Source organism: Massilia sp. BSC265 (genome assembly GCF_000740675.1).
In the GTDB taxonomy this organism is placed as follows: domain Bacteria; phylum Pseudomonadota; class Gammaproteobacteria; order Burkholderiales; family Burkholderiaceae_D; genus Telluria.
Map to the genome: position 1 here is coordinate 111,354 of NZ_JPXI01000040.1, position 13,285 is coordinate 124,638.

A 13,285-nucleotide genomic window follows, 5' to 3' on the forward strand; every position below is an offset into this window, starting at 1 on the left:
ATCCGTCGGGCATCGTATTGTGCGCGACCGGGAGTAAACACTGTTGTACTATCCAAAACAATTTCTAATTTGCAAACCCGTTTGGAAGCACCTGAAGGAAAGGCAAATGGCATGAACCGGGCATCGGCACCAGCAGCGCCAGCGGCGACCCATGCGTCGCCGAAGGTGCTCATGCTGGGGACCGAGCCTGGCGGACGGGGCGGTGTCGCCACCGTGGTCTCGCTGCTGCGCCAGAACGGGCTGTTCGAGCGCGAAGGCGTCTGCTACGTCCCGACGCATGCCGAAGGCAGCCGTGCGGCCAAGGTCGGCGCCGCCTTCAAGGGCTTGCTGCGCACCCTGGCCTGCCTGGCGCGCCGCCCGGAAGTCGTGCATGCGCACGCGGCCTCGAACGGCAGTTTCGTGCGCAAGTCGGTGCTGCTGGCCCTGTCGCGCGCCAGCGGCGCCAAGACCGTTTTCCACCTGCACGGCGCCTGCTTCGACAGTTTCATCGAACGCTCGAGTCCGCTCATGCGGCGCTGGATCCGCCACACGCTGGAAAAGAGCTCGGTCGTCATCGCGCTCTCCAGCCGCTGGGCCGGCTACCTGCAGGGTTTCGCCCCGCGCGCGAACATCGTCGTGATCCCGAATTCGGTACCGCTGCCGCCGCGGACAGGGGCTGGGAGCGAGCCGGGCCGCATCCTCTTCCTGGGCCAGGTCGAGCCGCGCAAGGGTATCTACGAATTGCTCGAAGCGCTCGCGCTGCTGCGCGAACGTTTTCCGTACGTACATCTGGCGATCGGCGGCCAAGGCGAGCTGGATCGGGTACAGCGCCGCGCGTCCGAGTTGGGCGTGGCCGACCGCATCACCGAGCTGGGCTGGGTCACCGCCCGGCGCAAGGCGGAAGAGCTGGCGCGTGCGTCGATCTTCTGCCTGCCGTCGCATGCCGAAGGCTTGCCGATGGCGCTGCTCGAGGCGATGGCGGCCGGCAAGGCGGTGGTCAGCACCGGCGTCGGCGGTATCCCGGACGCGCTGCGCGACGGTGACAACGGGCTGATGGTCGAGCCCGGCAACGTGGCATCGCTGGCGGACGCCCTCGGCAGGCTGCTCGGCGACGAGGCAGAGCGTGAGCGCCTGGGTGCGCGCGCCCGCGCCACCATCGAGCAGGAATTCGAGTCCGGCGTCGTGATCGGACAAATATCAGCGGTGTATCAACAACTGCGGCAACAGCGGCATCAGCGCAGCTGAGTGAAAGACATCGCGGCAACTTCGCAAAGCGAGGGGAGAGCTATGAACGCAACAGGAAGCTTGGGATGGCTGGTGAACCGGCTGCGCTGCATGTCGGTTGCCGAAGTGGGCTACCGTGTCCGCCAGGCGGCGGCCACCAGGATGGGCCGACGCATGGCCGGCCGCACGGCGCCGGCGCCGCTGCCGCGTGCACGTACGCTGCCCGTGCAGGGCGCTCCTACGCTGGACGCCGCCGAGATCGAGGCCTTGCTGCTCGATGCCGACCGCATCTGCGCCGGCCACGTGGTCCTGTTTGCCGAACGCCGCTTCGACGTCGGCGTGCCCACCGCCTGGAACCGCGACCCCGAGACCGGCGTCGTCGGTCCGGCGATCTATGCCGGCGACATCCCGATCACCAACCGCGAGCTGGTCGGCGACATCAAGCACGTGTGGGAACTGAACCGCCACCTGCACCTGGTGCGCCTGGCGCAAGCCTGGGTGCTGAGCCGCGAGGTGCGCTGGCTGCATGCGCTCGCGCAGCAGCTGCGCAGCTGGCTCGACCAATGCCCGCCGCTCACCGGTCCCAACTGGACCAGCTCGCTGGAGCTCGGCATCCGCCTGATCAACTGGAGCCTCGTATGGCAGCTGGTGGGCGGCGAGAAGAGTTCCTTGTTCGAAGGCGAATCGGGCCAGAAGCTGCGCGAGGACTGGCAGGGCAGCATCCACGCCCACTGCCGCAGCATCGCGCGCCACCTGTCGCGCCACTCCTCGGCCAACAACCACCTGATCGGCGAGCTGGCCGGTCTGTACGTCGGCGCCAGCACCTGGCCGTGCTGGAAAGAGTCCGCCGGCTGGCTGGAGCAGGCGCGCCGCGAGCTCGAGCATGAGGCGGTGGTCCAGTTCTCGCGTGACGGCGTCAACCGGGAGCAGGCCTTTGCCTACCATATCTTCTCGAGCGAATTCCTGTTCGTGGCCGGCCTGATGGGCCAGGCCTGCGGCCAGCCTTTCCCGCGCCCGTACTGGGCCTCGCTGCAGCGTGCGCTGCGCTTCCTGCGCTCGGTGCGCGACGCCGGCGGCAACCTGCCGGCAGTGGGCGACGCCGACGATGGCTGCGTGTTCCGCCTCGATGCCTCGGGCATGGACCGCGCCGCCCAGCTGCTGGCTTTGGGCGACATCGTCTTCGGCGCAGGTGGGGACAGATTCGCGGACAACCATCCGGGCGTGCGCTGGCTGCTGCACGCGCTGCCCGGCCCGCGCCCGGACTGCGACCCGCACGAGGTCGACAGCGGCTGGGCCTTCCCAGACGGCGGCTACCTCCTGTTCGGCAGTCACTTCGGCGAGCACCAGGAAATCAAGGGCATGCTCGACTGCGGTCCGCTCGGCTACCTCGGCATCGCTGCCCACGGGCATGCCGACGCGCTTGCGATGACCCTGTCCGTGGCCGGCGAGGAGTGCCTGATCGATCCCGGCACCTATTCCTACTGGCAGGACCAGAAGTGGCGCGACTATTTCCGCGGCACCTCCGCCCATAACACCGTGCGCATCGACGGCCAGGACCAGTCCGTCAGCGGCGGGCGCTTCATGTGGCTGCGCAAGGCGCAGGCCCGCATCGAGCGCATGCCCAGCAGCCCGAACGACTTCGATTTCCGCGGCTCGCACGACGGCTATACCCGCCTGTCCGACCCGGTGCGCCACATGCGCAGCGTGCGCTTCGACGGGCCCAGCAATACGCTGGTGGTGCGCGACGAAGTCTCGGCGCGCAAGCAGCACAAGGTCGAGCTGTTCTGGCACTTCGCACCGGAGCTCGACGTGCGCCTGACCAGCCATGGCCTGTCGGTGCGCGGCAAGCGTTTCGTGCTGCAAATGCAGGCCAATGGCGCCGATTTGCAGCTGGAACTGGTGCGCGGCGCCGAAAATCCGCCGCTCGGCTGGTGTTCGCGCACTTATGAATCGAAGCGTCCCTGCGAGGTACTTCGTATCACGACGGTATCGTCCGCCGTCCCTGTCGAATGCAGGTTTACAATAACGTTCCTGCATTAACAAAAAGTTATTATTGGGAAAGTTCCAAAGGAAGCCGCATGAACGCACAGACCACGCAAGCCACGCCGCCCGACGGGGACCGCATCACCCTGATGGGTTGCCAGGTCGACAACCTGACGATGGAAGAAACGCTGGGGAGGGTCGAGGGCTTCATCGGGTCCGGGCTGCCCCACCAGCACGTGGTGGTCAACGTGGACAAGCTGGTCAAGGCCAGCCGCGATCCGGAACTGCGGCAGATCATCAACGACTGCGCCCTGGTCAACGTGGACGGCATGCCGGTGGTGTGGGCCTCGCGCCTGCTCGGCAAGCCGCTCAAGGAGCGGGTCGCCGGCGTCGACCTGTTCGAGGCGCTGATGCGGCGCGCCGGCGAGAAGGGCTGGCGCGTATTCCTGCTGGGCGCGCGCGAGGAAGTCGTCAGCAAGGTGGCCGAGACCTATACCCGCAAGTACCCGGCGCTCAGGCTGGCGGGCTACCGCAACGGCTACTGGAAGGGCGAGGAAGAAGAGCGGACGGTCGCGGAACAGATCCGCGCCAGCAATGCCGACCTGCTGTTCGTGGCGATCAGCTCGCCCAAGAAGGAACAATTCCTCGGCAAATACCAGGCCCATATGCGGATTCCCTTCGCGATGGGCGTCGGCGGCACCTTCGATGTCGCCATCGGCAAGGTGAAGCGGGCGCCGCTGTGGATGCAGAGGTCCGGGCTCGAATGGTTCTACCGCTTCCTGCAGGAGCCGCGCCGCATGTTCCGGCGCTATTTCATTGAAGACATGGCTTTCATCGGGCTGTTCCTCAAGGAAGCGTTCAAGGGCAGGCAGGTCAAGCAGGGATAGGGTGGCCGTAGAAGCTGCCTGAGCAAGAACACAAGATACTAGCCCCAAGAAAAGACAATGTGGAGACGGCATGGCACGCGGCCAGCGAGTGCCGTGCGTGGGTTTTCGCCCCGGCAGTGATATGCTACGCCATTGATTGCCACATTATTAATACATTTCATATATCACAGAGAGAAAGACAATGAAGATTCTGGTTACTGGCGGCATGGGCTATATCGGTTCGCATACTGTCGTCGAGCTGCAGAACGCCGGTCACGAAGTGGTCGTCGTGGATAACCTGTCCAACGCGGTCGCCTCGGTGCAGGAGCGCGTGCAGCGCATCACGGACAAGACCTTCGTCTTCGAGGAAGCCGACATCCGCGACCGCGCGGCCATGGAGCGCATCTTCGGCGCCCACAAGGTCGATGCCGTGATCCACTTCGCCGGCCTGAAGGCGGTGGGCGAATCGGTGGCGCAGCCGCTGCGCTACTACGACAACAATGTCAACGGCAGCGTCATCCTGTTCGAGACCATGGCCAAGTTCGGCGTCAAGACCATCGTGTTCTCGTCCTCTGCCACCGTGTACGGCGACCCGGCCTCGGTGCCGATCCGCGAAGACTTCCCGCTCTCGGCGACCAATCCCTACGGCCGCAGCAAGCTGATGATCGAAGACATCCTGCGCGACCTGGCCAAGGCGGAGCCGGACTGGCGCATCGCGCTGCTGCGCTACTTCAATCCGGTCGGCGCCCACGAGAGCGCCCTGATCGGCGAAGAGCCGAACGGCATCCCGAACAACCTGGTCCCGTATATCGCCCAGGTCGCCAACGGCCAGCGCGAGAAGCTGTCCGTGTTCGGCGGCGACTACCCGACCCCGGACGGTACCGGCCTGCGCGACTACATCCACGTGGTGGACCTCGCGATCGGCCACGTGAAAACCCTCGATCGCCTGGCCAAGGAGCCGGGCATCGTCACCTATAACCTCGGCACCGGCCGCGGCAACAGCGTGCTGGAAATGGTGCGTGCCTTCGAAGCGGCCTGCGGCCGCCCGATTCCCTACCAGATCGTCGACCGCCGCCCCGGCGACGTGGCCCAATGCTACGCCGACCCGGCCAAGGCGCGCGAAGAACTGGGCTGGACTGCCGAGCGTGATGTCGCTCAGATGTGCGCCGACGTGTGGCGCTACCAAACTACTGCCAAATAAGCATGGCCAAATAATTTATTTTGTAAAGGAAGGTCTGATGAAAGCAATGATTCTCGCTGCAGGCAAGGGCACGCGTGTGCGCCCGCTGACCTATGACCTGCCAAAACCCATGATCCCCTTATTGGGCAAACCCGTGATGGCCTACCTGGTCGAGCACCTGAAAAAGCATGGCGTGACCGAAATCATGGTCAACGTCAGCTGGCTGCACGAGAAGATCGAGGAATACTTCGGTGAGGGCGAGCAGTTCGGCGTCCAGATCGGCTACTCGTTCGAGGGCTACATCAACAACGAGGGTGAGATCGTGCCCGAGCCGATCGGTTCGGCCGGCGGCATGAAGAAGATCCAGGAATTCGGCGGCTTCTTCGACGACACCACCATCGTGCTGTGCGGCGACGCCCTGATCGACCTCGACCTGAAAGCCGCGCTGCTCGAGCACCGCCGCAAGGGCGCGATGGCCACGGTCATCACCAAGGAAGTCCCATGGGACAAGGTCTCGTCCTATGGCGTGGTGGTCACCGACGCCGAAGGCCGCATCACCGAGTTCCAGGAAAAGCCGTCCGAAGCCGAAGCCAAGTCCAACTTCATCTCCACCGGCATCTACATCTTCGAACCGGAAGTCATCGACCTGATTCCGTCGGGCGTGCCCTTCGACATCGGTTCCGAACTGTTCCCGCTGCTGGCAGAGCGCGGACTGCCGTTCTATGCCCAGGGCCGCCCCTTCAACTGGCTCGACATCGGCACCATGAGCGACTACTGGGAAGTGCTGCAGACCGTGCTGACCGGCGAGGTCAACCACATGGACGTGCCGGGCATCCAGATCGAGCCGGGCGTCTGGACCGGCCTGAACACCAGCATCGACTGGGAAGGCACCACCATCGAGGGACCGGTCTATATCGGTTCCAACGTCAAGATCGAGGCGGGCACCCGCATCGTCGGTCCGACCTGGATCGGCCACGGCAGCCACATCTGCGAAGGCGCCGAGATCGTGCGTAGCGTGTTGTTCGAATACACACGGGTGTTGCATGATGTAACATTGCATGAAATGATCGTTTTCAAAGATTACAGTGTCGACCGCAAGGGCGAGATGAAGCACGCTTCCGAATATTCTTCGCAGGAATGGCTGAACGCGCGCGATCGCCGCCGTTCGGTTCGCAAGGAAATCGATGGCGAAGCCCAGAACGCTGTCCAGAAGATCAGAGAGAAAATAACCGAGAAAGTAAGCGCATGAAAATTTATCCAGTCATCCTCTCCGGCGGTGCCGGTACCCGCCTGTGGCCGCTGTCGCGCGCCGTGCTGCCCAAGCAGCTCCTGCCCCTGGTAGGGGACAGGACCATGCTGCAGGAAACTGCACTGCGGGTGGCCGGGTGGCCGGGAGTGATGGCGCCGCTGGTCGTGTGCGGCAACGACCACCGCTTCATGGTGGCCGAGCAGCTGCGCGAGACCGGCATCACCCCGCTCGGCATCCTGCTCGAGCCGGTCGGCCGCAACACCGCTCCGGCGGTGGCCGCGGCCGCCCACTACCTGAAGGCGATCGACCCGGAAGCCATCATGCTGGTGCTGCCGGCCGACCACGTGATCGAGAACGGCGCCGCCTTCCGCGACGCCGTCGAACGCGCCGTCACTCTCGTCGGGCAGGGCGCCCTGGCCACCTTCGGCATCGTCCCGAAGACCCCCGAGACCGGCTACGGCTACATCCGCCGCGGCGAGCAAGTCGCAGGTTGCGGCGACTGCTACCGGGTGGCGCGCTTCGTCGAGAAGCCGGATGCGGCTACCGCCCAGTCCTTCCTGGATGATGGCGGATACTACTGGAACAGCGGCATGTTCATGTTCCATGCCGAGCGCTTCCTCAAGGAGCTGGAGGAGCATGCGCCGGCCATCGCCGTCGCCGCCGAAAAGGCCGTCGGCACGGGCTACCGCGACCTCGACTTCTGCCGCCTGGAAGAAAAGGCCTTCTCGGACAGCCCGTCCGATTCGATCGACTATGCGGTGATGGAAAAGACCCGCGACGCCGCCGTGGTGCCGGCCGACATCGGCTGGAACGACGTCGGTTCCTGGTCGGCGCTGTGGGAAGTGCAGCCCAAGGATGCCGACGGCAATGCCCAGCGCGGCGACGTCTACCTCGACGGCGTCAAGAATTCGCTGGTGCGCGCCGAATCGCGCATCGTGGCCGTGGTCGGTGTCGAGGACCTGGTCGTGGTCGAGACCCAGGACGCGGTGCTGGTCACCCACAAAGACCAGGTGCAGCGCGTCAAGCAGGTGGTCGACCACCTCAAGAGCAAGGCGCGCACCGAGCACCTGCACCACACGCGCGTTTATCGTCCGTGGGGGCATTACGAGGGCATCGATGCCGGCGACCGCTTCCAGGTCAAGCGCATCACCGTCAAGCCGGGCGAGAAGCTCTCGCTGCAGATGCACCACCACCGCGCCGAACACTGGGTCGTGGTGTCGGGCACCGCGCGCGTGACCTGCGGCGACAAGGTCAGCCTGCTGTCGGAAAACGAATCGACCTACATCCCGATCGGCATGAACCACCGACTGGAAAATCCCGGCAAGCTGCCGCTGCACATCATCGAAGTGCAGTCCGGCAGCTACCTCGGCGAGGACGACATCGTCCGCTTCGAGGATATCTACCAGCGCGCCTGAGGCATGCTTGTAGGGTGGGCGTTTGTCATTCGGGACATTTCCCGAAATTACCCCGCCCACCCTGCTTAATAGCGCCGAATTATAGTCGGTTCCGCTTGCACAGCGGAACCGTGCGAACCCCTGCCGGAACGCGGGCATACAATGCCCGCAACTGAACCGAGCGAGGGGGCCATCCATGAAAACAATGCTTGCAGCGTCGAGCCTGGCGATTACCATGACACTCGGCCTGGCTGCGCCGGCCGCGCATGCCCAGGTCGGCGCACCGCTGCTGGACCTGACCCTGTACGGCCAGCTGGAACGCTGGCTCGGCGCCGGGCCGCTGGACCTGCGCAACATCTACACGCGGGAAACCGGCCACAATTCGCGCGATTTCCATGCGGCTGCCGATGGCGCCGGCATGACCTTCACGCTGCTGCAGGTGACCAACGATTTCGGCCAGAGCTGGATCGTGGGTGGCTACAATCCGCAGAGCTGGTCTTCCACCGATGGCTGGCACGAAACGCCCCGCGACTGGCAGCGCACCGCCTTCATCTTCAATTTCACCGATGCCAGGCTGTGGCGCCAGGTCCAGACCGATGACATCCTGCCGAACCGTGGCCTGCGCCAGACGTACAACGAGCCCAACCACGGCCCGACCTTTGGCGCCGGCCCCGACTTGTTCGTCAACGACCGCCTGAATGCCGCACTGTCCTGGCAGGTGAGCTATGGCGACGGGATCACCGAGGGCACCAGCATCTTCGACGGCAGCACCGGCGGCCAGCTGTTCCGCGTCGATGCGCTCGAGGTGTATTCGATCTCGCTCGTGCCGGAACCCGCCAACACGGCGATGTTCATCGGCGGCCTCGGAGTGCTGGGCTGGGCGGCATGGCGGCGCCGCGCTCGGGCGGTTCCTGCCGGCAAGGCGAAGATGCACTGAAGGGCAGGGCAGACGCCACGTTTGCGGCCACCCCGGCAAACGCGGCCCTGACAACTTGGCAAGCTGTGGCATGATGGCGGCGGAGCCCGGCTCCGCCATTCGTCCACCCTGCGACCGACTCATGCGACCGAACTTGCAAGCTTATTTGCGTGCGCCGCTGCGTGCGTTCCTTCCTGCACCCCTGCGTGCCGTTTTCTCCTGCTGCCTGTTCCAGTTGTGCGTCGTCGGCGCCCTCCATGCGCCAAGCGCCCATGCCGAGAGCGCGCCTGCTCTCAAGCCCGGGCAGCTGGCCATCGTCATCAATGACGAGGACCCCAACAGCGTCGCGGTCGGCGCCTATTACCGCAAGCGTCGCGATATCCCGGCCGCGAACGTGGTGCACGTGCGCATACCGCGTGTTGGCCAGTCCTTGCCGCGCTCGCTGACTCCGGCCAAGTTCCGCCTGCTCAAGGAAGAGATCGACGCGAAACTGGGGCCGGAGGTGCAGGCTGTGCTGATGGTCTGGACCGCGCCCTACGCGGTGGACTGCAATTCGATCACGGGCGCCTATACCCTCGGCTTCGACGGCGGCCAGTGCGCCAAGACCTGCGCCGCGGGCCAGCCCAGCCCGTATTTCAACAGCAAGTCGGCAAAGCCCTTCAGCGACCACCAGATGCGGATCTCGATGCTGCTGCCGACCGAGTCGGTGCAGGACGCGAAAGACCTGATCGACCGCGGCGTCACGGCGGGCTTCCGCACCGTACCCGCCACCGCCTACTTCCTCACCACGTCGGAAAAGGCACGCAATACCCGCGCCGGCTTCTTTCCCCGTCCCGGCCGCATCCCCGCGCGCCGCCTGACTACCAAGGTGATCCAAGCCGACGTGCTCGAAGGCGTGCAGGACGTGCTGGTCTACCAGACCGGCATGGCGCATGTCGCCAAGCTGGAGACGATCGGCTTCGTGCCCGGCGCCCTGGCCGACCACCTGACCTCGCTCGGCGGCGACCTGCTCGGCAGCAGCCAGATGAGCAGTCTGCGCTGGCTGGAGGCGGGCGCCACCGCCAGCTACGGCACCGTCAGCGAACCCTGCAACCACTGGCAGAAGTTCCCCAATCCCTCCGTCCTGCTGCGCCACTACCTGAGCGGCAACAGCGCGATCGAAGCCTACTGGAAGAGCGTTGCCTGGCCTGTCCAGGGCCTGTTCATCGGTGAGCCGCTGGCGGCGCCGTATCGCGCCCGCTGAGGGCGTGCCACGGGCGGATCTGGTCCTGCTTCTATCACAAACGAGGTGGAAGGGCGCAGCTTTGTTGTTTTGAGTGCATCGATGCAACACTGTCATCAGCACGCAATTTATTGCATTTACTATAAATTTTGCTAATGCTAAATTGCGTTCGCTAAGTAGTGTTTCATAAAAATTATCGTCCCACTCAACAGGATCCCATGAACAAGTTCCTCGCCTCCATCCATTTCCCCGGACGGCAGACCGTGCTAGCGGCGCTACTGGCCAGCCTTTCCCTTCCCGCGCTGGCAACCGGATCGCCGAACATCGTTATCAGCCAGGTATATGGCGGCGGCGGCAATTCCGGGGCGGAGTATCGCCAGGACTTCATCGAGATCTTCAACCGCAGCAGCGCCGACGTGGCGATCGGCGGCTGGAGCGTGCAGTACGCATCCAGCGCCGGTACCACCTGGCAGGTGAGTGCGATCCCGGCCGGCACCGTGCTGAAGGCGGGCCAGTATTACCTGATCCGCCAGGCCGCGGGTACTGGCGGCACCAGGGACGTGCCGAGCGACGCCGCGGGCGGCTTGAACCTTTCTGGTACTGCGGGCAAGGTCGCCCTGGCCAAGAACAGCACCGCCCTGAGCGGGGCCACCCCGACGAGTGCTGCCTTGGTCGACCTGGTCGGCTTCGGCAACAGCGCGGGCTACGAGGGCTTGCCTACCCCGGTCCTGAGCAATACCAAATCGGCCTCGCGCAATGACGGCGGCTGCGCCGATACCGACCACAACCTGACCGACTTCACGGTCGGTGCCCCGGACCCGCGCAACAGCGCGAGCCCGTTCAAGGCCTGCAACCTGGATCCGGTCGCCGAGCCGATCGTCGCCAACTGCCCGGCCACGCTGCTGCGTCCGCACGGCGAGCTCGCCTCCCGCAGCCTGAACGCCATCGACAAGGACAGCCGTGTCACCGGCGCCACCATCACCTCGAGTCCGGTCGCCGGCATCCGCCTGGAAGAGTTCGCCGCATCGGGCGCGGTCAACAGCGCCGCCGCGGTCAAGCTGGTGGTCGATGCTGCGGTCGTGCCGGGCAACCATCCGGTGACCATCAACTTCACCAACGACGCCAACCAGGCCCAGAGCTGCACGGTCACCGTGCGCTCGGCCGACACCAACACCATCCCGGCCATCCAGGGATCGGGCGCGGAAAGCCCGCTCAATCGCACGGCCCAGACCACCGAAGGCGTCATTACCGCGAAGGTCGGCAGCGGCTACTTCATCCAGGATCCTGCCGGCGACGGCGACCCGACCACCTCGGATGGCATCTTCGTGTTCGGCCAGACTTCAGGCAGCGTCGGCCAGCGCGTGCGCGTCACCGGCCTCGTCACCGAATACGCACCGTCGGGCGCCACCAGTACCTACACCGAACTGACCGACGCCGTCTCCAGCGTGCTCGGCGCCGGCCAGGCCGTCAGCGCCGCCAACATCACCCTGCCGGGCAGCGACCTGGAAGCCCATGAGGGCATGCTGGTGCGCTTCACCAACCCGCTGACCGTCAACGACAACAAATACCTGGGCGCACGGGGCGAACTGACCCTGTCCAGCGGACGCCGTGAAATCCCGACCAACCGTTACCGTCCGCGTACGCCGGAAGCGCAGGCCATGGCCGCCGACAACGCCGCCAATGCGATCGTGCTTGACGACGGCCTGTTCGTCACACCTGCCGTGATTCCCTACATCGGCGCGGATGGCACCGTACGGGCGGGTGATACCGTCACCGGCCTGGAAGGCGTGCTGGACTTCGGTTCGCTGGGCGGCGGCGGCGCCGGCTTCAAGCTGCAGCCGACCGTGGCGCCGCAGTTCTCGCGCACCAATCCGCGCCCGGCGGCGCCGAACCTGCCGGCCGGCATCAAGGTCGCCAGCGCCAACGTGCTGAACTTCTTCACTACCTTCACCAACGGCAGCACCGCTGACGGCGCCACCGGCCAGGGTTGCAAGATCGGCACGAGCACCCGCGCCAGCAACTGCCGCGGCGCGGACAACATGGACGAGTTCGTGCGCCAGCGCGACAAGATCGTCAAGTCGCTGATCGCCCTGGATGCCGACGTGGTCGGCCTGATGGAAATCCAGAACAATGGCGACACCGCCGTCGGCTACCTGGTCGACAGCCTGAACACTGCGCTCGGCGCGCCGGTCTACGCGGTGGTGCCGAAGCCCGAAGCCACCGGCACCGATGCCATCCGCGTCGCGATGATCTACAAGCCGGCTTCAGTCTCGCTGGTGGGCAGTGCGCTGTCGGATGGCGATCGGGTCAACAACCGTCCGCCGATGGCCCAGACCTTCCGTGCCAACAACGACGCCAAGTTCTCCGTGATCGTGAATCACCTCAAGGCCAAGGCGGGCTGCGACAAGGACAGTGGCCTGGACACCGACCAGGGCGACGGACAGGGCTGCTGGAACGCCACCCGCGTGCTGCAGGCCCAGCGCCTGGCGAACGTCTTCATCCCGCAGGTGGTGGCGAGCGCCAACGATCCGGACGTGCTGGTGATCGGCGACATGAATGCCTACGGTTTCGAGGACCCGATCGCGACCCTGCTGGGTGCCGGCATGGTGAACGAACTGGAGCGCTTCGTGCGTCCGCAGGGCATGGTGTACTCCTATGTGTTCGATGGCGAAGTCGGTTACCTGGACCACGCGCTCACCAGCGCCTCGCTGAGCAAGCAGGTGCTTGGCGCCGCCGAATGGCACAATAACGCCGACGAACCGGAAGCGATCGACTACAACAAGGAAAGCAAGCCGCAGGACCTGTACGTCGACAACGCCTATCGCGCCTCCGACCACGACCCGGTGATCGTCAGCCTCGGCCTGACCCCGCCATACGTGGACGTGACCGGCTCGGTGCGGGTCGTGCAAAGCGGCCTGGCGGTGAACTACGCTGCACAGCAATACAGCGGCAAGGTCATGTTCACCAATACGGGCAGCACGACCTTGAACGGCCCGTTGCATTTCGTGCTGCGGGGCTTGACCCAGGGCGTCGTTCTCAACGGCGCGCACGGCAGCCACAAGGGCGCACCTTATTTGACCCTGCCGCAAACCACGCTGGCGCCGGGCGAGAAGGTGACCGTGGAGTTCAGCTTCACCTATGGCGAGAAGAAGAAGTCGATCGACTACACGCCCAAGCTCTTCAGCGGCGACCTGCAGCCTTGATGACAGGCTGGCCGTGACAGGAACACCTGCTTTCGGGCAGGTGTTTTTGCTTTATCGGGGTGAAAAGAA

Annotated in this window: 9 protein-coding genes; all 9 read left to right on the forward strand. The window is 65.1% G+C overall.

The window, feature by feature from the left end:
- The first annotated feature begins 111 nt into the window (after positions 1–111).
- The 9 genes from MA09_RS20740 to MA09_RS20780 all read left to right on the forward strand — a co-directional run bounded on the left by MA09_RS20740 (position 112) and on the right by MA09_RS20780 (position 13,216).
- Positions 112–1,224 carry a glycosyltransferase family 4 protein gene (locus MA09_RS20740; RefSeq protein ID WP_229440803.1) on the forward strand — a complete coding sequence of 371 codons (1,113 nt, stop codon included), beginning with the start codon at positions 112–114 and terminating at the stop codon, positions 1,222–1,224.
- Between the two features lie 42 nt (positions 1,225–1,266).
- The gene (locus tag MA09_RS20745) at positions 1,267–3,243 is read left to right on the forward strand and encodes an alginate lyase family protein (RefSeq protein WP_036252697.1); all 1,977 of its coding nucleotides are present in this window, start codon (positions 1,267–1,269) and stop codon (positions 3,241–3,243) included.
- A gap of 38 nt (positions 3,244–3,281) precedes the next feature.
- A complete protein-coding gene (locus MA09_RS20750) occupies positions 3,282–4,073 on the forward strand; it encodes a WecB/TagA/CpsF family glycosyltransferase (protein WP_229440804.1) in 792 nt (263 codons plus the stop codon).
- A 181-nt stretch (positions 4,074–4,254) separates the two neighbouring features.
- Positions 4,255–5,253 carry a UDP-glucose 4-epimerase GalE gene (gene galE / locus MA09_RS20755; RefSeq protein WP_036252699.1) on the forward strand — a complete coding sequence of 333 codons (999 nt, stop codon included), beginning with the start codon at positions 4,255–4,257 and terminating at the stop codon, positions 5,251–5,253.
- 37 nt (positions 5,254–5,290) lie between these two features.
- Positions 5,291–6,481 carry a sugar phosphate nucleotidyltransferase gene (locus MA09_RS20760; RefSeq protein WP_036252701.1) on the forward strand — a complete coding sequence of 397 codons (1,191 nt, stop codon included), beginning with the start codon at positions 5,291–5,293 and terminating at the stop codon, positions 6,479–6,481.
- Positions 6,478–7,896 (forward strand): mannose-1-phosphate guanylyltransferase/mannose-6-phosphate isomerase, encoded by a 1,419-nt coding sequence (locus tag MA09_RS20765; protein ID WP_036252703.1) that lies wholly within the window; start codon positions 6,478–6,480, stop codon positions 7,894–7,896. The genes MA09_RS20760 and MA09_RS20765 overlap by 4 nt, the downstream gene beginning before the upstream one ends.
- Positions 7,897–8,071: 175 nt before the next feature.
- Positions 8,072–8,812, forward strand: coding sequence for a PEP_CTERM-anchored TLD domain-containing protein (locus MA09_RS20770; protein WP_036252705.1), 741 nt, complete (start codon positions 8,072–8,074; stop codon positions 8,810–8,812).
- 133 nt (positions 8,813–8,945) lie between these two features.
- Positions 8,946–10,034: a TIGR03790 family protein gene (locus tag MA09_RS20775; RefSeq protein ID WP_307184161.1), complete on the forward strand. Its 1,089-nt coding sequence runs from the start codon at positions 8,946–8,948 to the stop codon at positions 10,032–10,034.
- 197 nt (positions 10,035–10,231) lie between these two features.
- Entirely contained in the window at positions 10,232–13,216 is a 2,985-nt protein-coding gene (locus MA09_RS20780) for an ExeM/NucH family extracellular endonuclease (protein WP_051933662.1), read from the forward strand.
- Positions 13,217–13,285 lie beyond the last annotated feature (69 nt).